The sequence below is a fragment of the Rhizobium leguminosarum genome (assembly GCF_001679785.1).
Lineage (GTDB): Bacteria > Pseudomonadota > Alphaproteobacteria > Rhizobiales > Rhizobiaceae > Rhizobium > Rhizobium leguminosarum_R.
In genome coordinates, this window is record NZ_CP016287.1 from 1,159,830 (window position 1) to 1,181,190 (window position 21,361).

A 21,361-nucleotide genomic window follows, 5' to 3' on the forward strand; every position below is an offset into this window, starting at 1 on the left:
TTCATTTCGAAGCGAGGAAGGAGCTGAGGAGAACAAAACATTGGTGCCTGCATCTCGGTGAAGGGATGAGCCGGCGCCGAGACAACCGAACACTGGAGCTCTTCAACGATGAAAAATGAGGTCAAGCATGCCTGCATATCGTGACTTGGACGGCGACTCTGGGGTCGTTTCCTACCGCTACGGCGCAGACTGGATCGAAGTTGAGTTCGATCGCGGACCTCAGCGTTGCTACACGTATACCTATGCCAGCGCAGGTGCCGGGCATATTGAGCAGATGAAGCGCTTCGCGAATGCCGGTGAAGGTTTGAATTCCTACATCAACAAAAACGTGGCCAAGCGATACGCATCGAAGCGATGAAGCTGGAGCAGTTTTTTTCATCTAATCTTATCCGCGATTGCTCTTCGGAAATCGTGGAAATTTCTACACATGATCCACTAACCCACCAGCACGAAGTACCCCAATTAAAAAAGCCCGAGGAAAACCCGATGCGTATCCTGCACACTGCTGACTGGCACATCGGCCAAACCCTGAACGGTTGGTCTCGCGAGTATGAGCACGGGGCCTTTTTTGAATCTGTACGTGATGTGATTGTGACCGAGCGCATTGACGTGCTCCTTATCGCAGGCGATGTGTTTGACGGCATCAATCCATCGGGCGAAGCGCAGCGATTGCTCTATGCCGCCATCGCCGGTTTTTTGCGTGTAAATCCCAAGTTGCAAATCGTGATGACGGCAGGAAATCATGACCCAGCACAGCGGCTTGAGGCGCCCGAGGCCTTGCTGAAAGCGCTTGGCGTGCATGTGCTAGGCACACTGCGACGCGGGGCTGGCGGTGTAGACATTGACCGTCATCTCATCCCATTGAGTGATAGTACCGGCGCGGTCCGCGCGCATGTGCTGGCTGTACCCTTCCTGCGACAGGCTGACCTTCCAGGGCTGCAATTGGGTGCGGTCGGCGGAGCCGAACCTGCAGTCACCGCCGCGGTCCGAGCTTTGCATTTGGCGATGTCGGATGCAGCTAAGGTTCACGCAGGCGGATTGCCAATCATTGCCATGGGGCATCTAACCTGTGCCGGCGGCCTCGAATCTGAAGGGGCGGAACGGCGGATCCTTATCGGCGGTGAACATGCGTATAGCGCGACGATCAGGATGAGACGCCGCATTGCCTCGCCTGAACTGCTCCCTGAGAATGGGTTATTGCCTCATCTAAATTGCTCCCGACGAATCAACCTCGGGAGCTTTGATGAGGAAGGTAAGCATGGCGACACGTGTGGAATTGGTGGCGGCGATCAGTTGTCGCTATGTGTTAGGCGGGCGGGCCGAGAAGGCGAGGATGTTGGACGAGTTCGTGGCGCTCACGGGCTTTCATCGCAAGCATGCGATGCGACTGCTGCGAGGAGAACGCGAACCGGCGAAGGGTGGTCCTCGGCCAGGGCGCCGGGTTTACGGCGATGACGTGCGGGCGGCGCTCGTCGTTGTTTGGGAGGCGTCGGATCGAATTTGCGGCAAGCGACTACACCCCCTGTTGCCAACACTGATCGAAGCGATGGAACGTCATGGACATGGCGATATGAATAGCGAGACGCGCCGGCAACTCTTGACGATGAGCCCAGCGACGATTGATCGAGTCCTCAAGGAGATTAAAGCGAGCGCCACGGGTCCGCGGCGCCGGAAAGGATCAACGGCGATTCGGCGTAGTGTTCCCGTTCGAACGTTCTCGGATTGGGATGACCCCGCACCCGGCTTTGTCGAGGCTGATCTCGTTTCTCATTCCGGCCCGTACGCGAGAGGTGCCTTCTCGCAAACGCTGGTGTTGACCGATATAGCCACGGGCTGGACGGAATGCGCGCCGCTGCTGGTTCGCGAGCAAACGGTACTGATCACTGCGTTGACCGAACTGCGCAAGTTGCTGCCGTTCCCGCTGCTGGGCTTCGACACCGACAACGACAGTGTGTTCATGAACGAGAGCGTTCATGAGTATTGCTTGCGAGATAATATCGAACTCACCCGTTGCCGCCCCTACCGAAAGAACGACCAGGCATTTGTCGAGCAGAAGAATGGCGCGATCGTGCGCAAGATCGTTGGATACCGACGCTTCGAGGGGCTGCGAGCCACCCGGGAGCTGGCCAAGCTTTATTCCTCAATGCGGTTGTTCGTGAATTTCTTTCAGCCATCATTCAAGCTGAAAGAAAAGCACCGTGACGGAGCCAAGGTGATCAAGCGCTATCATCGTCCCGCCACGCCTTATCAGCGGCTGCTTGACGACGCACGCACGCCGGAGGATACATGCCTTCGGCTCAAGGCGATGTACCTGACGCTCGATCCGGTTCGGCTGCTCCGCGACATACGGCTGGCACAAGAGAGATTGGTCGAAATTGCTGACAAGCCTGATGGTCCGCCTGCCACCGACGGCGAGGCATTACCGCTCGAAGACTTTCTGTCTGGCTTACGGATTGCTTGGCGTGGTGGTGAAGTGAAACCGACTGCCCGCTCCAAGCCAGCGGCCAAGCGAGAGCGGCGGAGGCCCGATCCTCTACTCGCCGTCACTGCCGAACTCGAGGATTGGTTCGAGGCGGAGCCTTGGCGAACTTCGCGAGAGTTGCTTGAACGCTTGCAGGTCAAATACCCCGGCGTGTATCCCGACGGCCTCATTCGGACCGTGCAGCGTCGAATGAAGATCTGGCGCAGTACACAGGCCAATGCGCTGGTGTTCGGGCCATTCGCCGATGCCGCGCGGCAGACGCAAAACGTAGAGGTCGTGCAGTGAGGCTCTTACCGCCAGGTTGGCCTTCGACAACCCGCGGAAAACATGATGAACGCCCGCGAAGCCGCCCGCTCGCTACAGCGCTATTGAGGGCGCGCTCGCGAGCGGCTTCGCTACCTCCGTCACCTTGCACCAGGTGCGGGGACAAGATCGTAACAACCGTATCCATCCGAGGTGGGCCGCAGGACTTAATGGGGTTCGCGTGGTAACGTCGGGTTCATGGAGATCGATGAGGACAAGATCGACGATGCCGTTTTGGCGCTGTTGTGGCTAACGCTGCATAACGAGCGTTGTGCCTGGAAGGGCTTTGACTGGGCAACGACGGATCGCTTGCATCAGAAGGGCATGATCGGCGACCCGGTGAACAAGTCGAAGTCGCTGGTGCTGACGGACGAGGGTCTGCGGCGGTCGGAGGAGCTGTTTCGGACGCTGTTTACGCGGCAACCGATATCGCCACCGCCTTGATCCTCTTCCATTCCCAAGGCAAGAGCTCACGCAGGCGGGAGACGGGAAGATCTGCGATGCGCGTCAGCACATCTGCGAGCCAAGCCTTCGGGTCGATGTCGTTGAGGCGGGCCGTCGTAATAAGGGTCAGCATGATGGCCGCCCGGTCGGCGCCCCGCTCGGATCCGGCGAAGCTCCAGTTTTTTCTTCCACATGCAACCCCGCGCAGGGCTCTTTCCGCCGCGTTATTCGTCATGCAGATCCTGCCGTCGTCGGCGTATCTGGCAAAGTCGGCCCAGCGCGACAGCATATAGTTGATGGGTTCAATCACCGGTGAGGATCGCGACAGGCCTTCGAGTTCCAGCCTGAACCAAGCCTCCAGTTCGTCGAGCAGCGGCTTGCTCTTTTCCTGGCGCACGGCAAGGCGCTCTTCGGCGCTTTTGCCGTTGATGTCGCGCTCGATGTCAAACAGCGCATCGATGCGTTTGACCGCTTCCAGCGCCGTCGCAGAGACAGGCCTCAAGCCCTTGCCCCGCCGGGCACTGCGAGAGACATCGGCCAGCTCGAAGAACTTTCGCCGCGCATGGGCAAAACAGAAGGCTGGCGTTACCGGGATTTGTTTCCTGCTCCGGTCGAAGAGCGGATTGAAGCCATTGTAGCAATCGGCCTGCAGGATGCCGGTGAACTCGGCCAAATGTCGTTGCGGATGTTCGCCACGCCGGTCGCTGGAGGCGTAGAAGACGGCAGCCGGCGGCGACTGCCCGCCAAATGGCCGGTCGTCGCAAACGTAAGTCCATATGCGGCCGGTAATGCACTGCCCCTTGGCCAGGATCGGGATGGTGGTGTCATCGCCGTGGAGGCGCTCGGCCGCAAACACGTGGGTTTCGATCATATCGAAGAGTGGCTTGACGGCGGCGCTGACGTAGCCAACCTGGTCGGCGAGCGTCTGGGTTGACAGATCAATCCCCTCGCTGCGGAACCGGCGACTTTGGCGGTTCAGGGGCTGATGCTCGGAGAATTTGTCGAAGACGATCGTGGAAAGAAGGTTGGGGCCAAGGAAGCCGCGCGACGTGGCATGGAAAGGCGCCGGCGCCTGGCTGATGCAGCCACAGTCCCGGCAGGTAAATTTCTCCCGGACGGTTTCGACGATCTTGAAGCGGCGCGGGACCTCCTCCAGCGTCTCGGTAGTATCCTCACCAAGCTTCGACAGACGCTCGCTGCCACAATGGGTGCAGGCGGTCGGCGCGTCGACGACGAGACGTTCGCGCTCAATATTTTCTGGCCAGGGTTTGCGCACCGGGCGCTTGCGGGTGAAGGCACGAACGGTCTGTGTTTTCGCTGAGGCCGCCTCTGACGCAAGCTCATCCTCGGTCGCATCAGCGACCAGTTCCTCAAGCTGCAATTCCATCTGGTCGATCAGCCGCTGGGTGCGCTCCCGGCTCGGACCGTGTTTGTCGCGCTCCAACTTGGCGATCAGCAATTGCAGATGGGCGTTGAGCGCCTCAATGCCGGAAAGTTTTGCTTTTGCACTGCTCGCTTCAGCCTCAGCGCGTATCCGCGCCTCGCGTTCCGCCAGCAACGCGGCGTGGGCGCTGGCAAGATCGTCCGGCAGTGAGAGAGGCGGTAACGACATGCTGTCATAGAAGCATATTTATCCAACAAATTCAATGCAAAAGACGTTCAAACCCGCGTCGGGCGCCAGGTTTCCTGAGGGGCTCGCCAGTCAATTCCGGACAGCAAATAAGAAAGCTGCGCCGGCGTGATTGCCACCGCGCCGCCCTCTACATTCGGCCAGATAAACCGGCCGCGTTCCAATTTTTTCGTGAACAGGCATGCGCCCTGGCCATCATGCCAGATCAATTTTACCAGATCACCTCGGCGGCCCCGGAAGCAGAACAGATGACCGCCCAGCGGGTCATGCTTCAACACTTCCTGCACCCGAAGGGCTAGCGAAGGAAAGCCGCACCGCATGTCTGTATGTCCGGTCGACAACCAAACCTTGACACCCGTTCCCATCGGAAACGGGTTCATCGCAACGTCTCCAGACCCCGCATAATCCGCAGCAGGACGTCCACGTCGACATCCCGACCGACGATCACACGCCGGTCGTTCGCACTCACCACCTCCATGCGACCGTGGTCGCTGACAGGCGGCGGCACAGCGACAGTCGCCGCAGGTGGCGTGTTCGCAACAACCGGCTCGGCAACGACGATCGCTGGAACAAACCCGTTTGTCGAGCGGTGGACAAGCCGTCCTTCCCGGGCGGCCCTGCGCCAGGCATTCAACTGCCAGCGCGTGATCCCATGACGCTGCGCCGTGGCCGTCACCTGCCGCGGGCCGTTATAACTCTCAGCCACAATCGCTAGCTTCCCTTCATCCGTGAAACGCCGGCGACGCCCGCTATCGACAATCTCCATCCGGCTAAAATGCCCGGTGAGATCATTCATCAAGTCCATGTGTGAAGCACCGTCTATATTGCCGTCTATATAGACAGAGCATCCACACTCTCACTCACTCCACAATGCGGCCCAACTCGGATGCGTACTAACAACCCGTGAGGCATTCGAGAACATCCGAGTGAGGCAACGGCATTATTCTCCGGGAACACTCTTGGGTGAGGCAATACGAGTCTCACCTTGTTTGTCGCCGCGCACATGCGGTACCGCCCGATATCTTCCCGCCCGCTCTATCCTATGTAGCTCTTGGCCACCTACACCGACACCAATCGCTTGACGGTGGACGGGTGCGCTATTGCGGTTCGCCCTTCCCACTGTCCGCAGCCGAAACTGGCTATGATCACGGCGTTACGCTGCTCGATCTCGATGAGGGGTTTGCACCTCGACATATCCCTCTAACCCGACCCGTACCAATACACCGCCTGCCAAGCACCGGTGTCGCGTCGCTGGCGGAGGTCGCCTCGGCTCTGAGCAATTTGGAACTGTCGCCCGACACACCTCGTGAGGCGCAACCTTTCGTCTATCTGTCGCTCACTGCCGACCGACCGGTAACCCAGATCGCCGCCGAAGCCGAAGCACTGATAGAGGCGCTACCAGTCCGACTTGCAGGCCTATCGATCGCCCGGCCCGGGGACGTAACCACACCTGAAATACCGCCACCGAGCCTTTCCGATACCTCGCCGGAAGATCTTTTCCTGATGGCTTTCCACCAATCTCATGGTGTCGAACCGGATACGGCGCATCTGGCCGCCTTCCGTGATGCCCTGTCCGAAATCTAAAGTTGAGTTTTGATCTCATGCGAATCCTCTCCATTTCGGGCCAGAACATCGCAAGCCTTGCCCAGCCGTTCGCCATCGACTTTACTGCAGCACCATTGGCGGGCGCGGGTCTCTTTGTGATCACCGGCGAGACCGGTGCGGGCAAATCCTCAATCCTCGACACTATGTGCCTGGCGCTTTACGGCGACGCCCCACGCCTTGCTGGGTCCGCTGGCGACGAAGTGCCGGACCCGTCCGGCAAGGCCATTAAGGCACGCGATTCCCGTGCGGTCCTGCGTCGTGGCGCCGCGCAAGGCTGGGCCGAAGTCCGCTTCACTGCGCGCGACGGGCAGGATTATGTCGCTCGTTGGCAGGCGCGGCGTGCCCGCGATAAGGTCGATGGGCAATTGCAGAACGTCTCGCGTTCACTGGCGCGCGCATCGGACGGACAAGTACTTGCCAGTCAGGCCACAATTGTAACCGATCAAATCATCGAGCTAACAGGATTTTCCTACGACGAGTTCCGCCGCACGGTCTTGCTTGCACAGGGCGATTTTGATGCCTTTCTTCGCGCCGATACCAATGATCGTGCCGGTCTTTTAGAAAAAGTAACAGGCACTGGCCTCTACCGAGCGATATCGTCGCGCATCTATGAGCGCACCGAGGCTGCCCGCCAGGCGCATTCGGCGTTGGTTCAGCGGCGCGAGGGCCACCACATACTGACGGATGAGAGCCGTGCAGCACTGGAGGACGGTACGCATCCGAGTTGGGCCGCATTGTGGAGTGAGTGAGAGTGTGGATGCTCTGTCTATATAGACGGCAATATAGACGGTGCTTCACACATGGACTTGATGAATGATCTCACCGGGCATTTTAGCCGGATGGAGATTGTCGATAGCGGGCGTCGCCGGCGTTTCACGGATGAAGGGAAGCTAGCGATTGTGGCTGAGAGTTATAACGGCCCGCGGCAGGTGACGGCCACGGCGCAGCGTCATGGGATCACGCGCTGGCAGTTGAATGCCTGGCGCAGGGCCGCCCGGGAAGGACGGCTTGTCCACCGCTCGACAAACGGGTTTGTTCCAGCGATCGTCGTTGCCGAGCCGGTTGTTGCGAACACGCCACCTGCGGCGACTGTCGCTGTGCCGCCGCCTGTCAGCGACCACGGTCGCATGGAGGTGGTGAGTGCGAACGACCGGCGTGTGATCGTCGGTCGGGATGTCGACGTGGACGTCCTGCTGCGGATTATGCGGGGTCTGGAGACGTTGCGATGAACCCGTTTCCGATGGGAACGGGTGTCAAGGTTTGGTTGTCGACCGGACATACAGACATGCGGTGCGGCTTTCCTTCGCTAGCCCTTCGGGTGCAGGAAGTGTTGAAGCATGACCCGCTGGGCGGTCATCTGTTCTGCTTCCGGGGCCGCCGAGGTGATCTGGTAAAATTGATCTGGCATGATGGCCAGGGCGCATGCCTGTTCACGAAAAAATTGGAACGCGGCCGGTTTATCTGGCCGAATGTAGAGGGCGGCGCGGTGGCAATCACGCCGGCGCAGCTTTCTTATTTGCTGTCCGGAATTGACTGGCGAGCCCCTCAGGAAACCTGGCGCCCGACGCGGGTTTGAACGTCTTTTGCATTGAATTTGTTGGATAAATATGCTTCTATGACAGCATGTCGTTACCGCCTCTCTCACTGCCGGACGATCTTGCCAGCGCCCACGCCGCGTTGCTGGCGGAACGCGAGGCGCGGATACGCGCTGAGGCTGAAGCGAGCAGTGCAAAAGCAAAACTTTCCGGCATTGAGGCGCTCAACGCCCATCTGCAATTGCTGATCGCCAAGTTGGAGCGCGACAAACACGGTCCGAGCCGGGAGCGCACCCAGCGGCTGATCGACCAGATGGAATTGCAGCTTGAGGAACTGGTCGCTGATGCGACCGAGGATGAGCTTGCGTCAGAGGCGGCCTCAGCGAAAACACAGACCGTTCGTGCCTTCACCCGCAAGCGCCCGGTGCGCAAACCCTGGCCAGAAAATATTGAGCGCGAACGTCTCGTCGTCGACGCGCCGACCGCCTGCACCCATTGTGGCAGCGAGCGTCTGTCGAAGCTTGGTGAGGATACTACCGAGACGCTGGAGGAGGTCCCGCGCCGCTTCAAGATCGTCGAAACCGTCCGGGAGAAATTTACCTGCCGGGACTGTGGCTGCATCAGCCAGGCGCCGGCGCCTTTCCATGCCACGTCGCGCGGCTTCCTTGGCCCCAACCTTCTTTCCACGATCGTCTTCGACAAATTCTCCGAGCATCAGCCCCTGAACCGCCAAAGTCGCCGGTTCCGCAGCGAGGGGATTGATCTGTCAACCCAGACGCTCGCCGACCAGGTTGGCTACGTCAGCGCCGCCGTCAAGCCACTCTTCGATATGATCGAAACCCACGTGTTTGCGGCCGAGCGCCTCCACGGCGATGACACCACCATCCCGATCCTGGCCAAGGGGCAGTGCATTACCGGCCGCATATGGACTTACGTTTGCGACGACCGGCCATTTGGCGGGCAGTCGCCGCCGGCTGCCGTCTTCTACGCCTCCAGCGACCGGCGTGGCGAACATCCGCAACGACATTTGGCCGAGTTCACCGGCATCCTGCAGGCCGATTGCTACAATGGCTTCAATCCGCTCTTCGACCGGAGCAGGAAACAAATCCCGGTAACGCCAGCCTTCTGTTTTGCCCATGCGCGGCGAAAGTTCTTCGAGCTGGCCGATGTCTCTCGCAGTGCCCGGCGGGGCAAGGGCTTGAGGCCTGTCTCTGCGACGGCGCTGGAAGCGGTCAAACGCATCGATGCGCTGTTTGACATCGAGCGCGACATCAACGGCAAAAGCGCCGAAGAGCGCCTTGCCGTGCGCCAGGAAAAGAGCAAGCCGCTGCTCGACGAACTGGAGGCTTGGTTCAGGCTGGAACTCGAAGGCCTGTCGCGATCCTCACCGGTGATTGAACCCATCAACTATATGCTGTCGCGCTGGGCCGACTTTGCCAGATACGCCGACGACGGCAGGATCTGCATGACGAATAACGCGGCGGAAAGAGCCCTGCGCGGGGTTGCATGTGGAAGAAAAAACTGGAGCTTCGCCGGATCCGAGCGGGGCGCCGACCGGGCGGCCATCATGCTGACCCTTATTACGACGGCCCGCCTCAACGACATCGACCCGAAGGCTTGGCTCGCAGATGTGCTGACGCGCATCGCAGATCTTCCCGTCTCCCGCCTGCGTGAGCTCTTGCCTTGGGAATGGAAGAGGATCAAGGCGGTGGCGATATCGGTTGCCGCGTAAACAGCGTCCGAAACAGCTCCTCCGACCGCCGCAGACCCTCGTCCGTCAGCACCAGCGACTTCGACTTGTTCACCGGGTCGCCGATCATGCCCTTCTGATGCAAGCGATCCGTCGTTGCCCAGTCAAAGCCCTTCCAGGCACAACGCTCGTTATGCAGCGTTAGCCACAACAGCGCCAAAACGGCATCGTCGATCTTGTCCTCATCGATCTCCATGAACCCGACGTTACCACGCGAACCCCATTAAGTCCTGCGGCCCACCTCGGATGGATACGGAGGACGAACGGCTTGTCGCATCACAGGCCAATCAGATAGCAGGTGATGAGACCAAGACCATTCAGGCTGGACTGGCTCGGCATGCCCGCCATGCCGAAACTTCCCGGCAAATCACCCTCGCCGAAGCCGCATTCGACCAGGCGGTTACCAATCAAAGTGATTCCAGTGTCGATCGCGCTCAGCTTGCGCGCATTGACCTGGCAGCCCCGCTGCGCACTCAGTGGCAGACAGTGCAAAGCGCCAAGGTCCGGGTAACAAATGTCACGGACTTGGCAGCGAAGCACAAAACCCTGTCAGATGAGGCCGTAGCCAACGCCGATATATTCAAAGACGTGGCCAGCCAGGCAGAGGCCGAACATACAGCGCAGGAAGATAGATTTAAGGAATTTGGTCCGCTTTGGGATGAGGCAGCCACGCTGGATAGCCGCATTATCTCTGCCACATCGGAGCTGGAGGCGGCTCGCTCACAAACTGAAGCAATGGAGCGGGAAGCAATTGAGGCCCTAGATGCATTTCAGGCCTTTCAACAGGAAGATACCGAAACCCGTGAAATTCTGCAGGCGGCCGAAGACGAACTAGCCGGCCTTTCCCCCGATTCCAAATTGGCAGACAACTGGTCCCAAACCCGCCCACACATTGCGGAGCATGCCGAAGCGCAGTCCAGCTTGATTCAGGCAACGACGGAGATTGCCGTTCACGAGACGGAGATCCAGCACTTTACCCTCACGCTGGCCGAACTGGCTACCAAGACACAGACGGACGCTGCGGAAGAAGCGAAGCTTTACAAACAAGCGGTCAACCTCACCGATGAGGTGAGCGCTATCGAGGCTAGGCATCCACCGGGTAGCGGAATGGAGCACCAGAAGCTCGTCACAGCCCTTGCTGATATGCGTCGCGCCGAGCACGAGCACAGTGTTGCCCGGTCGGATGTTGCTGCGGCAGAGGCAACCGCTAAGCTCGCTATCGCGGCCGTCGACGTTGCCAAAGCCGAAGCCGCCTCTGCTGCTGAGGCTATGGCAACCGCGAGCACGCAAGCCGTCGCCCTGACCGCTCCCGCCGAACGCGCCGACATGGCCGTGTCAGATGCTGCCCAACAGCTCCGTCTGCGTCTGGAGCCTGGAATACCCTGCCCGGTCTGTGGCTCCGCTGAGCACCCTACGCATGCCGACAGCGCATTGGCGGATCTCGCCGCAGGCCTTCGCGCAGATCTTGCCGTCGCGCGGGCCGCTGTTGAGGTGGCGCGGGACAAGCAGGGTGAAGCCCAACGTGCGCAAGATCGTGCACAGGGAGAACTTGAGCTAGCCGGAAGAAACGCACAGACAGCTAGTACCACGCCACAGAGATTATGACGGTTTGTCTTATCGTAGAATTGGCAGGGCTTCTGGTGGGATGAGAAGTTGGATGCTGCGTGCGGCGCCTGGCACGCGAGATATAAAACCCGCCTTCTCGAGGGTCAGCACCATCTGGTGAACAGACGGAGCCGTAACGCCGAAGTGGCGACGCATGTCGGCTTCTGCGCGGCGACAAACAAGGTGAGACTCGTATTGCCTCACCCAAGAGTGTTCCCGGAGAATAATGCCGTTGCCTCACTCGGATGTTCTCGAATGCCTCACGGGTTGTTACGATCTTGTCCCCGCACCTGGTGCAAGGTGACGGAGGTAGCGAAGCCGCTCGCGAGCGCGCCCTCAATAGCGCTGTAGCGAGCGGGCGGCTTCGCGGGCGTTCATCATGTTTTCCGCGGGTTGTCGAAGGCCAACCTGGCGGTAAGAGCCTCACTGCACGACCTCTACGTTTTGCGTCTGCCGCGCGGCATCGGCGAATGGCCCGAACACCAGCGCATTGGCCTGTGTACTGCGCCAGATCTTCATTCGACGCTGCACGGTCCGAATGAGGCCGTCGGGATACACGCCGGGGTATTTGACCTGCAAGCGTTCAAGCAACTCTCGCGAAGTTCGCCAAGGCTCCGCCTCGAACCAATCCTCGAGTTCGGCAGTGACGGCGAGTAGAGGATCGGGCCTCCGCCGCTCTCGCTTGGCCGCTGGCTTGGAGCGGGCAGTCGGTTTCACTTCACCACCACGCCAAGCAATCCGTAAGCCAGACAGAAAGTCTTCGAGCGGTAATGCCTCGCCGTCGGTGGCAGGCGGACCATCAGGCTTGTCAGCAATTTCGACCAATCTCTCTTGTGCCAGCCGTATGTCGCGGAGCAGCCGAACCGGATCGAGCGTCAGGTACATCGCCTTGAGCCGAAGGCATGTATCCTCCGGCGTGCGTGCGTCGTCAAGCAGCCGCTGATAAGGCGTGGCGGGACGATGATAGCGCTTGATCACCTTGGCTCCGTCACGGTGCTTTTCTTTCAGCTTGAATGATGGCTGAAAGAAATTCACGAACAACCGCATTGAGGAATAAAGCTTGGCCAGCTCCCGGGTGGCTCGCAGCCCCTCGAAGCGTCGGTATCCAACGATCTTGCGCACGATCGCGCCATTCTTCTGCTCGACAAATGCCTGGTCGTTCTTTCGGTAGGGGCGGCAACGGGTGAGTTCGATATTATCTCGCAAGCAATACTCATGAACGCTCTCGTTCATGAACACACTGTCGTTGTCGGTGTCGAAGCCCAGCAGCGGGAACGGCAGCAACTTGCGCAGTTCGGTCAACGCAGTGATCAGTACCGTTTGCTCGCGAACCAGCAGCGGCGCGCATTCCGTCCAGCCCGTGGCTATATCGGTCAACACCAGCGTTTGCGAGAAGGCACCTCTCGCGTACGGGCCGGAATGAGAAACGAGATCAGCCTCGACAAAGCCGGGTGCGGGGTCATCCCAATCCGAGAACGTTCGAACGGGAACACTACGCCGAATCGCCGTTGATCCTTTCCGGCGCCGCGGACCCGTGGCGCTCGCTTTAATCTCCTTGAGGACTCGATCAATCGTCGCTGGGCTCATCGTCAAGAGTTGCCGGCGCGTCTCGCTATTCATATCGCCATGTCCATGACGTTCCATCGCTTCGATCAGTGTTGGCAACAGGGGGTGTAGTCGCTTGCCGCAAATTCGATCCGACGCCTCCCAAACAACGACGAGCGCCGCCCGCACGTCATCGCCGTAAACCCGGCGCCCTGGCCGAGGACCACCCTTCGCCGGTTCGCGTTCTCCTCGCAGCAGTCGCATCGCATGCTTGCGATGAAAGCCCGTGAGCGCCACGAACTCGTCCAACATCCTCGCCTTCTCGGCCCGCCCGCCTAACACATAGCGACAACTGATCGCCGCCACCAATTCCACACGTGTCGCCATGCTTACCTTCCTCATCAAAGCTCCCGAGGTTGATTCGTCGGGAGCAATTTAGATGAGGCAATAACCCATTCTCAGGGAGCAGTTCAGGCGAGGCAATGCGCGTCTCATCCTGATCGTCGCGCTATATGATCCGCTTTATCGTCGCCCCCGCTATCCCGCTGAGATCATTGCGCACGCGCTATGGCCAACCCCAAACTGAGTGGTTGATCTTTACGGTGAGCGGCATTCACTATATATATATTCTCCACAAGGAGAATGATTATGGCCACCGCAGCACGCGCCTACACGCCCGCCGAAGCCGCAGCTCTGAATGAGATCGCTCTGAAGTCGGTACACAATGCAATCGACAAGCGGATCATCGAGGCACATTTCGGGCGTGAGGGTCGAGAACTTTTCGATGAAGATCTACTGCGTCTGAAGCTCTGGTACGGCGTAGGATCAATACGGCACAAGTTATCAGCGGATTGATGCAGCGATAGCTGGCCGGGACGGCTGTCAGGCTGCGGCGACACACGCGATTTTGTTCCAGATTTGCATGGCGGCGTTACGCAGGTCTCGATGTTGAGCCGATGACAGCGTATTGCGGGGAAAGTGGAACAGGTTGGCAATCGGATCATGGATGGAAACGAACCGCTGAAGCTGGCGTGCCGACTTGAAGCGTTTCATGGTCCTTTCGCGTCGTCGGGTCGGCTGGTGCGAATTTTCCGCTCGATTATTGAGGCCTTTGTGCGACCGGTGTTCGACACCGGGCATGAGGTCGCGCCTGGCGGCATCATAGGACCGGAGCTTGTCGGTGATCATGACCCGTGGTGTCCGCCCTTGAGCCTTCAGCAACTTACGCATCAGACGCTTTGCCGCCTTGGCATTTCGGCGGCTTTGCACCAGTACTTCGAGGACGAAGCCGTCCTGATCGACCGCACGCCAGAGCCACTGCTTCTTGCCATTGATGGCCACCACGCATTCGTCGAGATGCCATATGTGGACGGCCCCTCCTTGCAAGAACTCTTTGATGATTTGATCGGATCTCTTGCGTTCATATGTCCGGCCTTTTGTTGCGTTCACACATGAACGCTGGCCAAGATGGGTTCCGCGACGTGGGTTCCAAACACTTGATCGGCCTCGTTGGGCCACTGGCATCTACGGAGTGTACCGCAGCTGATGCGTGAACTTGCAGGAAACGATTAGATGGTGTGATCGATCGATCCGAGACGAGACGTGCTTTGACGTATCCATGCCAATACGGATAATCTGATCCACGGACGGCTCCTTCGTTTGAGATCGTTAACAGCTCACTCTGGCACATTTCGATGCCGTTCGGGGGCCGTCCACCCCAACACTTGTCGCCCAGGCAGCCGGCTGACCGTCGCTTGATCTCCCGGGCGAAATGCCGTCCGAATTTCTCCGCCCAGCTCGAATGGTCTGGTGCGAGACGATGATGCCGCGGGCCGCCAGCATGTCCGCAACCATGCGCAGGCTGAGCGGAAAGCGAAAGTAGAGCCATACCGCGTGCGCAATGATCTCAGCGGGAAAGCGGTGGCGACGATAAAGCGGATCACGAGCAACTTCTGACATGGCCCATGTACGCACATCTTCATCAGCCGTCGGTTAACTTTACGGTGCCCATTGAATGCCTATCCGATAAGATTCGAGCGTCGCGCGCTAGTCGTGTAGTAATATTAGCTAAATTATAGGTTGCATTAACAGCGAAACCGTTGCATACTCTGCGAGACAGTATGTAGGGTTGCATAACTCGACATGGTGTTGTTTTTCCATCAGCAAACGGGAGGATGTCATGAGGGACATCGCAGAAGGTGTAGAAAAGTACATTGCCGATCTCGGGCTTAAGATCCCCGAGGCGGAACAGAAAAAATTCGCGCTCGAACTGACGTCGGAAATCGCCAGCGAAGCTCAATCCGAAGCCAATTCGGAAGTTGCCGGCGAAGCGAATAGCGAGTCCGCGAGCGAAGCCCATCAGGAAGCTGCGGCGGAAGCCGCGATGGAAGCGGCTGGGGAAGCCGCCGTGGTGGGGGTCCGCCGGCCCTACTAACAGGCCGGCCCGACGTCAAATTTAACTTCAGGTCATACAGGCAAAGTTTGGCAAGGTGCGAAGCCGGGTGCATCGCGCTTGATGGGTGGGGTATGCTCAATTCTCTCGAAATCGAACCTCGTGATCACACCGACCTTCGCACCTTCGCCGAAGAACTGACCGGACGATTGAACGCGGTTGCGGAAATCGATCCTGCGGCCCTAATGGATCTGTTTCGCGCATCCGAAGGGTTTCACGACGCTAACCGTCTGATTCTTTTCGCCCTTCAAAAATTCCTGCTGAAATGGACCGTGGGCCACGCCTACAAGCACACGAAATTTTACGGCAAAAATCCAGCCTATGCATCGCTTCCATCGAATGAAGTCGACGCTGCGCCTGACCTGTCGGCATGGCCAATCATATCCCGAACAGTGATTTCCGAAAATTTCGAAGAGTTCATAGCCGACGACGTTCAATTGCGCTCGACCTGCCATACATCGGGCACAACGGGCCAACCAATGGACGTTTATAAGTCATTCGAGGAAGTGCGTTTCATCAATGACTATTTCTCCCACATGTTCCGCTCGTTTTTGAAGTCGGGACGACCCAAACCGCTCAGCCTGTCTTTCCCTAATTTTTATCATGGAGTCGCAGTGCCGATGCCGAGCATCGGCATGAGTTTCGTCAGCGGTGTAACGGACGACACTTTGATCCAGGATGCGCGTCGTGTTCTGGATACGACCTATCATTTTAAGGGCTACGACAGCCGCATTCGTATATTAGGTGGTCTTGGGCACCATATCCTATTTTTCACCAGCTACCTACTGGAGCAGGGCGTGGACCTTAGCACGTATCGTATGGAATGCATCAACCTGACCGGTGGGTTCCTGTCCGTGCAGATGTTCGAGTTCCTACGCGACGCGTGGAAATGCCCCATCAACATCCGCTTTTCGATGACCGAAACCATCGGTGGTGCCACCTGCATCGAACCCACAAGCCGATTTGTTCTGGATCCCCACCTGATTGGCGAGGTTGTCGATGTCGACACCGGGGGCTCACTCCAAGAGGGGGTCGGCGCATTGGTGTTGACCAATCTTTACCCGTTCGTGCAGATGCAACCGTTGATCCGCTATCAAAACGGCGATCTGGTGCGACGTATTCCCTCGGCGAATGGCCGGGTCGTTTTTGACTTCCTGGGGCGCGTCAAGAATGCCTTGACCCGCATGAAGGATGGCAAGCGGGAATGGCTGCTGTTTTCGGCACCGCTCAATAATACGCTCGCCGCCATCCCCGATATTCGTGTTTATGACTGGTTCGCCAATGTTCGGACCGCCAAGGATCGCACTGTAGGATCACTTCCGATCATGTCCGTCCGAGCCGAAGAGAGCGGCGGCGTAGTGACCATTAAGCTTTCGCTGGAACTTCGCTACGCGCCGCATCTCCATCGGAAGCGCTGCGATCAACTCCGCAGGGAAATTATCGCCGCCATGCGCGCCGTTCCTGACACGGTGTTGAGTACGGCTATGGATGCAAACGAAGTCGTTTTCGACATCCTCTTTTGCGGACCCGAACAACTCAACGAGCCGATCGTGATAAAGATATGAGCGACGAACGCACCACCGGAAATGGACAGTCGCGGTCAAACCATGCGGCTTTTCGCGTGACGGCGGAGGTTATTATCTCCCCTCCCGAGCGTTCACTCTTGGCGACGGGCGATGTTCGCGAATTGCGGGAGTTTCCGAAACCAGCGGCTGCCGAACGAATTGGTCGGGTGAGCGAACTTCTGGAAACGAATGGTTTCAACATACATCACGTCGGTCCCTTTTCGATCACCATCGAAGGGACGCCGCAGCAATTTATACAAGCGTTCGGGTGTCGATTCGCGGATGCGCCGCATAGCCGCGCACGTCTTCCATTTGCCAATGCGGATCCCTCCTTGCACGTGCCCATCGACAAACGGTGGCAAGAGATCGAAGGCGTCGTCCTGATCCCCATCGAGAGCTACAGCGCCTCCTCGGATAGTGGCCCCTCGGACAGCGACGAAAATCATCCCGATCACCTGCCAAAACCCCAGGTCGACTACTATCACTTGAACGCCCCGAGAGACCTCGTTACCAATCTATGTGCCAACGAAGCACACGCCAAAAACATCTGTGGGCAAGATATCGACGTAGTCGTCGTCGACAGCGGCTGGTGGAACCATCCCTGGTTTCAAGACCGTGGCTTGCATGTGGATGTTGTTCTCGCGCCCGGCGCCTCAGCACCGGAATTGGACGAAGTCGGCCACGGGACAATGGTGTGCGCAAGCCTGATGTCCTTGGCGCCGAACGCCAAGGTCACGATGATAAAGCAATCCGGCGAGGACGCGTTCACCGCATTCAAAATGGCGATTGATCGAGCCCCTGCCATTATCCAAAACACCTGGGGTATGCCCGCCTCTCATGGTCCCTTGGACGCAGCGCAGAAACTTGTGGCCCTTACCGTGCTTTACGCCATCAATAACGGGATAATTGTCGTGTTTGCCGGGGGAAACGAAAAGAAGCTATTTCCTCAGCAGATGCATGAAACAATCGCCGTGGGCGGTTCATTCGTTCATCGCGACGGGTCACTGGAGGCCGCCAGCTACGCCAGCGGCTACGAGAGCCGCCTCTTCCCCGGCCGCATCGTGCCTGATTTTTGCGGGCTCGTCGGTATGAAACCGGAAGGCGTCTATCTCATGATGCCGACCATGCCTGGATCGGAAATCGACGTCGCCTTCGCCGAGAAACCCTATGCTTACGGTGACGGTACGGACCGACCCGATGACGGCTGGGTCGTCATCAGCGGGACTTCCTCCGGATCTGCGCAGGTTTCCGGGGTCATCTCAATGTTGAAACAAGTTCAACCGAGCCTGGATCAGAAAGCGGCGAAGGAACTTATCGCCCGATGCACGAGACCCGTGCTGTATGGCGTTTCGGCGGAAGGCAACCCCGCCGGGCTGCCGCTACCGAACCTGGCGACGGGATACGGCTTGGTCGATGCGGAAAAGGCGCTGCGGGAACTTGGTGCAGCGCTTTGATTTTTCTCCGTACAAATGAAGGTGATATCATGGACACCATTGCCCCTAAGATAGACATATTTCAACGCGACGTAACCCGAGAACAGGTGGAGGACGCCATCCGGACCCTGTTGGTATGGGTTGGCGAAGACCCGGCCCGCGAAGGATTATCGGATACGCCGAAACGCGTCGCTACCGCATTTAAGGAGTATTGTGCCGGTTATGAGGAAGACCCGCGCGATGTTCTGGATCGCACCTTCGAGGAAATCACCGGGTACCGCGATATGGTCGTCTTGCGGCACGTTCCGTTCGAGTCCATGTGCGAACATCATCTGGCTCCCATCATCGGCAATGCGCATGTCGCCTATCTGCCGGTTGGACGGGTGGTCGGCATCAGCAAACTTGCTCGTGTGGTTGACGGCTATTCGCGCCGCCTGCAAATCCAGGAACGCCTCACCGTCGAGATAGCGGAAGCGGTTGACAACGTCTTGAAACCGCGAGGTGCGGCCTGTGTCATCGACGCCGAGCATTTTTGCATGAAATGCCGCGGCGTCCGGAAGAAGGGCAGCTGGATGACGACAAGCCATCTCACCGGCGCGTTCCTGACGGACGATCGCACGCGGCAAGAATTTTATCAGCGCATTCGCTGCGACGGATTCGGCTCGAGGGGACTATAATGACCTGTTCCATCGTGGTCGGCGGACAGTGGGGTGACGAGGCGAAAGGCAAGATTTGCAGCTATCTGGCGGTTGCCGATAAAATCTCGGTCGCCTGCCGGGCCGGTTTGGGCCCGGGCGCCGGCCACACCGTGGTTTACGAGGGGCGCGACTACAAACTGCGCCAATCGCCCAGCGCCTTTATCAACCCGAATACGCGCCTTTTTCTGGGCGCCGGGGTCCTGATCAATAGCGACATTCTGATCGAAGAGATCACGCGGCTGGGTATCGAAAAGCGTGTCGGTATCGACCCGCGCGCGACCTTGGTCGAGCCACATCACCGCGCAGCTGAAGTCAGAGACGCCAATTTGACGAAGACGATCGGCTCCACCGGCAGCGGCCATGGCCCCAGCCTTGCCGATCGCGCCATGCGTCGGGCGCGACGTTCCGCCGATGAGCCTCAACTGCAAGATTTCCTGGTTGATGTTTCGAAGGAGACGAATGCCTGTCTTGACCGTGGCGAACACGTGTTGATCGAAGGGACCAACGGATATCTTTTGTCTGTCTTATACGGCACCTATCCCTATGCCGTCGGAAAGGACTCCTGCGCCAGCACCGCTGCCGCCGATATCGGGATTGGGCCGACCCGCGTTGACCATGTCATCGTGACCTTCAAGGCCTTTCCAACCCGCGTGGGTGCCGGCCCATTCCCAACCGAAATGTCGGCGGATGAGGCAAAAAGGCGGGGGTTTATCCAGTGCGGGACTGTCACCGGAAGACCCCGCCGTGTCGGCGAGTTCGATTTCGAGCTGGCGGCCGATGCCGCCCGCGTCAATGGTGCAACGCAATTGGCCGTGACACATCTGGATTGGCTGGATCCTGGCTGCAACCACCTTCCGATGGATCGCTGGAATTCGGATCTGCGCCGCTTCGTCGATCGCCTGGAGCAAGCGTGCAACGTCCCCGCGACGCTGCTTGGGACAGGGCCGGATACCCATCACATCGTCGACCGCCGGCATACCCTATGATCCCGCGCTACAGCCGTATGGAAATGACGCAGCTTTGGTCGCGGGAGCATAGCTATTCCTTGTGGTTAAAAGTCGAATTGCTGGCCTTGGAGGGGATGGAGGCGATCGGCAAGATCCCATCAGGCACCACCGAAATCGTTCGCTCCCGCGCGACGGTCGACGTGGAGCGGATTGCGGTTCTTGAGGCGCAAGTCCATCATGAGGTTATTGCATTCCTGACATCCGTCTCCGAACAGGTCGGCATAGAGGGGCGCTTTATTCACTACGGAATGACGTCTTCGGACATGCTCGATACGGCGCTTGCCGTGCAGACGTGCCAAGCGATAGATCTCCTTCTTGCCGAGATCGACGATCTCACGAACACGCTCCGCCAACTGGCGGAAGAACATCGTGGGACCCTATGCCTTGCCCGCACCCATGGAAGGGGCGCCGAGCCGACGACTTTTGGGCTAAAACTTGCCGGTTTCTTTGCCGAATTCCGACGCAGTGCGCGTCGCCTTGCCGAAGCCAGACGGGAAATGGCGGTCTGCAAACTGGCGGGCGCCGTCGGCACCTATGCCACCATCGACCCTCGCGTCGAAAACTTCGTCGCCGCCGCGTTGAGCCTTACGCCGGAAACCGTGGCAACCCAGGCAGTCGCGCGCGACAGGCATGCCTCGGTAATGACCGGCCTGGCGATCCTGGCGGGCGCGATAGAACGTCTTGCGACCGAATTGCGCCATCTGCAGCGGCAGGAAGTCGAAGAGGTTGCGGAAGGTTTTTCAGCGACGCAAAAGGGCTCCTCGGCCATGCCCCATAAACGCAACCCGATTTTCTCTGAAAATCTGACCGGCCTCGCGAGACTTATCCGCGCGTCGGCGATGCCCGTCTTGGAGAATATCGCGCTGTGGCACGAACGGGATATGTCCCACTCGTCAGTTGAGCGCGTGGCCCTGCCCGATGCATTCAGCCTGTGCGATTTCGCACTTGCGCGCCTGAGCGGGATTATGCGCGGGCTAGAGGTTCGACCCGATAGAATGCGCGCAAACCTGGACGCCATGCGGGGTGGTTTCGCCTCGCAGCGAGTTTTGCTGTCCCTGATCGATGCAGGCCTCAGCCGCGAACGCGCCTATGCAATGGTTCAACAGGCCGCGGCCCGCGCGGTAGATCAGGGCATGACTTTCAGGGACGCGGCTCTCCTGGAGCCAGAATTGACGACCCACATATCCGTGGAGGAGATTGACGTGGCCACCGATCCCGCCTGCTATTTGGCGAATGTCGATTTCATTTTTGCGCGCGCTTTTGCCGAGCTGTGAGGCTCATCCCCGAGCGTCTTTCAGCAACTCAAG

At 58.8% G+C, this 21,361-nt stretch carries 20 protein-coding genes and 5 pseudogenes; 17 read left to right on the top strand and 8 right to left on the bottom strand.

Annotation, left to right across the window (positions count from 1 at the left end):
* Window positions 1-127 precede the first annotated feature (127 nt).
* The 4 genes and pseudogenes from BA011_RS29885 (at window position 128) to BA011_RS29905 (ending at window position 3,229) form a co-directional block, all read left to right on the top strand.
* The gene (locus BA011_RS29885; protein WP_065283461.1) at window positions 128-358 is read left to right on the top strand and encodes a hypothetical protein; all 231 of its coding nucleotides are present in this window, start codon (window positions 128-130) and stop codon (window positions 356-358) included.
* Between the two features lie 128 nt (window positions 359-486).
* Window positions 487-1,086, top strand: a pseudogene (sbcD, locus tag BA011_RS42630) (exonuclease subunit SbcD); the annotation flags it as partial.
* A 157-nt stretch (window positions 1,087-1,243) separates the two neighbouring features.
* On the top strand, window positions 1,244-2,767 hold the full coding sequence (locus tag BA011_RS29900) for an ISNCY family transposase (protein ID WP_065279116.1): 1,524 nt from the start codon (window positions 1,244-1,246) through the stop codon (window positions 2,765-2,767).
* Between the two features lie 216 nt (window positions 2,768-2,983).
* Window positions 2,984-3,229, top strand: coding sequence for a DUF6429 family protein (locus BA011_RS29905; protein WP_041365332.1), 246 nt, complete (start codon window positions 2,984-2,986; stop codon window positions 3,227-3,229).
* On the opposite strand, the gene tnpC (BA011_RS29910) is transcribed toward BA011_RS29905, so the two are convergent.
* The 3 genes from tnpC (BA011_RS29910) to tnpA (BA011_RS29920) are packed head-to-tail and all read right to left on the bottom strand — an operon-like array spanning window position 3,198 to window position 5,664.
* Window positions 3,198-4,841 carry an IS66 family transposase gene (tnpC, locus tag BA011_RS29910; protein ID WP_064246225.1) on the bottom strand — a complete coding sequence of 548 codons (1,644 nt, stop codon included), beginning with the start codon at window positions 4,839-4,841 and terminating at the stop codon, window positions 3,198-3,200. The two genes, BA011_RS29905 and tnpC (BA011_RS29910), sit on opposite strands and share 32 nt — an antisense overlap.
* A 47-nt stretch (window positions 4,842-4,888) precedes the next feature.
* Window positions 4,889-5,239: an IS66 family insertion sequence element accessory protein TnpB gene (gene tnpB, locus BA011_RS29915; RefSeq protein ID WP_064246224.1), complete on the bottom strand. Its 351-nt coding sequence runs from the start codon at window positions 5,237-5,239 to the stop codon at window positions 4,889-4,891.
* The gene (tnpA, locus tag BA011_RS29920) at window positions 5,236-5,664 is read right to left on the bottom strand and encodes an IS66-like element accessory protein TnpA (RefSeq protein WP_065282713.1); all 429 of its coding nucleotides are present in this window, start codon (window positions 5,662-5,664) and stop codon (window positions 5,236-5,238) included. Before tnpA (BA011_RS29920) ends, tnpB (BA011_RS29915) begins: the two co-directional genes overlap by 4 nt.
* Window positions 5,665-5,951: 287 nt before the next feature.
* Here tnpA (BA011_RS29920) and BA011_RS29925 point away from each other — a divergent pair, with 287 nt between their 5' ends.
* Genes BA011_RS29925 through tnpC (BA011_RS29945) form a run of 5 tightly spaced genes read left to right on the top strand, consistent with a single transcriptional unit; the run spans window position 5,952 to window position 9,731 of the window.
* Entirely contained in the window at window positions 5,952-6,443 is a 492-nt protein-coding gene (locus BA011_RS29925; RefSeq protein WP_186806579.1) for an exonuclease SbcCD subunit D C-terminal domain-containing protein, read from the top strand.
* A 2-nt stretch (window positions 6,444-6,445) separates the two neighbouring features.
* Window positions 6,446-7,213 carry an AAA family ATPase gene (locus tag BA011_RS29930; RefSeq protein ID WP_065283464.1) on the top strand — a complete coding sequence of 256 codons (768 nt, stop codon included), beginning with the start codon at window positions 6,446-6,448 and terminating at the stop codon, window positions 7,211-7,213.
* 51 nt (window positions 7,214-7,264) lie between these two features.
* Entirely contained in the window at window positions 7,265-7,693 is a 429-nt protein-coding gene (gene tnpA / locus BA011_RS29935; protein WP_065282713.1) for an IS66-like element accessory protein TnpA, read from the top strand.
* On the top strand, window positions 7,690-8,040 hold the full coding sequence (gene tnpB / locus BA011_RS29940; RefSeq protein WP_064246224.1) for an IS66 family insertion sequence element accessory protein TnpB: 351 nt from the start codon (window positions 7,690-7,692) through the stop codon (window positions 8,038-8,040). Before tnpA (BA011_RS29935) ends, tnpB (BA011_RS29940) begins: the two co-directional genes overlap by 4 nt.
* Window positions 8,041-8,087: 47 nt before the next feature.
* Window positions 8,088-9,731 carry an IS66 family transposase gene (gene tnpC / locus BA011_RS29945; protein WP_064246225.1) on the top strand — a complete coding sequence of 548 codons (1,644 nt, stop codon included), beginning with the start codon at window positions 8,088-8,090 and terminating at the stop codon, window positions 9,729-9,731.
* Here the strand turns inward: tnpC (BA011_RS29945) and BA011_RS29950 are convergent.
* The gene (locus BA011_RS29950; RefSeq protein WP_041365332.1) at window positions 9,700-9,945 is read right to left on the bottom strand and encodes a DUF6429 family protein; all 246 of its coding nucleotides are present in this window, start codon (window positions 9,943-9,945) and stop codon (window positions 9,700-9,702) included. The genes tnpC (BA011_RS29945) and BA011_RS29950 overlap by 32 nt on opposite strands.
* Before the next feature lie 50 nt (window positions 9,946-9,995).
* Between BA011_RS29950 and BA011_RS29955 the strand changes: the two genes are divergently transcribed.
* A complete protein-coding gene (locus tag BA011_RS29955; RefSeq protein WP_065283465.1) occupies window positions 9,996-11,354 on the top strand; it encodes a hypothetical protein in 1,359 nt (452 codons plus the stop codon).
* Window positions 11,355-11,363: 9 nt separating this feature from the next.
* On the opposite strand, the pseudogene BA011_RS45390 reads toward BA011_RS29955, so the two are convergent.
* Window positions 11,364-11,522 (bottom strand): annotated as a pseudogene (locus BA011_RS45390) (MarR family transcriptional regulator); the annotation flags it as partial.
* Between the two features lie 255 nt (window positions 11,523-11,777).
* A complete protein-coding gene (locus tag BA011_RS29960; protein ID WP_065279116.1) occupies window positions 11,778-13,301 on the bottom strand; it encodes an ISNCY family transposase in 1,524 nt (507 codons plus the stop codon).
* Window positions 13,302-13,547: 246 nt separating this feature from the next.
* Between BA011_RS29960 and BA011_RS29965 the strand changes: the two are divergent.
* Window positions 13,548-13,730: pseudogene (locus BA011_RS29965) on the top strand (hypothetical protein); the annotation flags it as partial.
* Window positions 13,731-13,781: 51 nt separating this feature from the next.
* Here BA011_RS29965 and BA011_RS29970 read toward each other — a convergent pair.
* Together BA011_RS29970 and BA011_RS45395 are read right to left on the bottom strand one after the other, a co-directional pair.
* Window positions 13,782-14,261: pseudogene (locus BA011_RS29970) on the bottom strand (IS6 family transposase); the annotation flags it as partial.
* A 385-nt stretch (window positions 14,262-14,646) separates the two neighbouring features.
* Window positions 14,647-14,858 (bottom strand): annotated as a pseudogene (locus tag BA011_RS45395) (IS6 family transposase); the annotation flags it as partial.
* A gap of 220 nt (window positions 14,859-15,078) precedes the next feature.
* Here BA011_RS45395 and BA011_RS29975 point away from each other — a divergent pair.
* From BA011_RS29975 to purB, 6 genes are all read left to right on the top strand, one after another.
* Window positions 15,079-15,333 carry a hypothetical protein gene (locus tag BA011_RS29975; RefSeq protein WP_064244980.1) on the top strand — a complete coding sequence of 85 codons (255 nt, stop codon included), beginning with the start codon at window positions 15,079-15,081 and terminating at the stop codon, window positions 15,331-15,333.
* A 92-nt stretch (window positions 15,334-15,425) separates the two neighbouring features.
* A complete protein-coding gene (locus BA011_RS29980; RefSeq protein WP_064244981.1) occupies window positions 15,426-16,916 on the top strand; it encodes a hypothetical protein in 1,491 nt (496 codons plus the stop codon).
* Window positions 16,913-18,370 carry a S8 family serine peptidase gene (locus BA011_RS29985; protein WP_065283467.1) on the top strand — a complete coding sequence of 486 codons (1,458 nt, stop codon included), beginning with the start codon at window positions 16,913-16,915 and terminating at the stop codon, window positions 18,368-18,370. The genes BA011_RS29980 and BA011_RS29985 overlap by 4 nt, the downstream gene beginning before the upstream one ends.
* Before the next feature lie 29 nt (window positions 18,371-18,399).
* On the top strand, window positions 18,400-19,026 hold the full coding sequence (folE, locus tag BA011_RS29990; protein WP_064244993.1) for a GTP cyclohydrolase I FolE: 627 nt from the start codon (window positions 18,400-18,402) through the stop codon (window positions 19,024-19,026).
* On the top strand, window positions 19,026-20,033 hold the full coding sequence (locus BA011_RS29995; RefSeq protein ID WP_064244983.1) for an adenylosuccinate synthetase: 1,008 nt from the start codon (window positions 19,026-19,028) through the stop codon (window positions 20,031-20,033). The genes folE and BA011_RS29995 overlap by 1 nt, the downstream gene beginning before the upstream one ends.
* Window positions 20,030-21,328, top strand: a complete 1,299-nt coding sequence (purB, locus tag BA011_RS30000) for an adenylosuccinate lyase (RefSeq protein WP_064244984.1) — start codon at window positions 20,030-20,032, stop codon at window positions 21,326-21,328. Before BA011_RS29995 ends, purB begins: the two co-directional genes overlap by 4 nt.
* Window positions 21,329-21,361 lie beyond the last annotated feature (33 nt).

What these genes read in the sequence shown, in the direction of transcription:
- BA011_RS29955 (WP_065283465.1), top strand. Translation starts at nt 9,996, where the DNA reads ATGGATACGGAGGACGAACGGCTTGTCGCATCACAGGCCAATCAGATA.
- BA011_RS29960 (WP_065279116.1), bottom strand. Translation starts at nt 13,301, where the DNA reads ATGAGGAAGGTAAGCATGGCGACACGTGTGGAATTGGTGGCGGCGATC.
- folE (WP_064244993.1), top strand. Translation starts at nt 18,400, where the DNA reads ATGGACACCATTGCCCCTAAGATAGACATATTTCAACGCGACGTAACC.
- BA011_RS29900 (WP_065279116.1), top strand. Translation starts at nt 1,244, where the DNA reads ATGAGGAAGGTAAGCATGGCGACACGTGTGGAATTGGTGGCGGCGATC.
- BA011_RS29975 (WP_064244980.1), top strand. Translation starts at nt 15,079, where the DNA reads ATGAGGGACATCGCAGAAGGTGTAGAAAAGTACATTGCCGATCTCGGG.
- tnpA (WP_065282713.1), bottom strand. Translation starts at nt 5,664, where the DNA reads ATGGACTTGATGAATGATCTCACCGGGCATTTTAGCCGGATGGAGATT.
- tnpA (WP_065282713.1), top strand. Translation starts at nt 7,265, where the DNA reads ATGGACTTGATGAATGATCTCACCGGGCATTTTAGCCGGATGGAGATT.
- BA011_RS29905 (WP_041365332.1), top strand. Translation starts at nt 2,984, where the DNA reads ATGGAGATCGATGAGGACAAGATCGACGATGCCGTTTTGGCGCTGTTG.
- BA011_RS29885 (WP_065283461.1), top strand. Translation starts at nt 128, where the DNA reads ATGCCTGCATATCGTGACTTGGACGGCGACTCTGGGGTCGTTTCCTAC.
- BA011_RS29950 (WP_041365332.1), bottom strand. Translation starts at nt 9,945, where the DNA reads ATGGAGATCGATGAGGACAAGATCGACGATGCCGTTTTGGCGCTGTTG.
- BA011_RS29995 (WP_064244983.1), top strand. Translation starts at nt 19,026, where the DNA reads ATGACCTGTTCCATCGTGGTCGGCGGACAGTGGGGTGACGAGGCGAAA.
- BA011_RS29980 (WP_064244981.1), top strand. Translation starts at nt 15,426, where the DNA reads ATGCTCAATTCTCTCGAAATCGAACCTCGTGATCACACCGACCTTCGC.
- tnpB (WP_064246224.1), top strand. Translation starts at nt 7,690, where the DNA reads ATGAACCCGTTTCCGATGGGAACGGGTGTCAAGGTTTGGTTGTCGACC.
- tnpC (WP_064246225.1), bottom strand. Translation starts at nt 4,841, where the DNA reads ATGTCGTTACCGCCTCTCTCACTGCCGGACGATCTTGCCAGCGCCCAC.
- tnpC (WP_064246225.1), top strand. Translation starts at nt 8,088, where the DNA reads ATGTCGTTACCGCCTCTCTCACTGCCGGACGATCTTGCCAGCGCCCAC.
- purB (WP_064244984.1), top strand. Translation starts at nt 20,030, where the DNA reads ATGATCCCGCGCTACAGCCGTATGGAAATGACGCAGCTTTGGTCGCGG.
- BA011_RS29985 (WP_065283467.1), top strand. Translation starts at nt 16,913, where the DNA reads ATGAGCGACGAACGCACCACCGGAAATGGACAGTCGCGGTCAAACCAT.
- tnpB (WP_064246224.1), bottom strand. Translation starts at nt 5,239, where the DNA reads ATGAACCCGTTTCCGATGGGAACGGGTGTCAAGGTTTGGTTGTCGACC.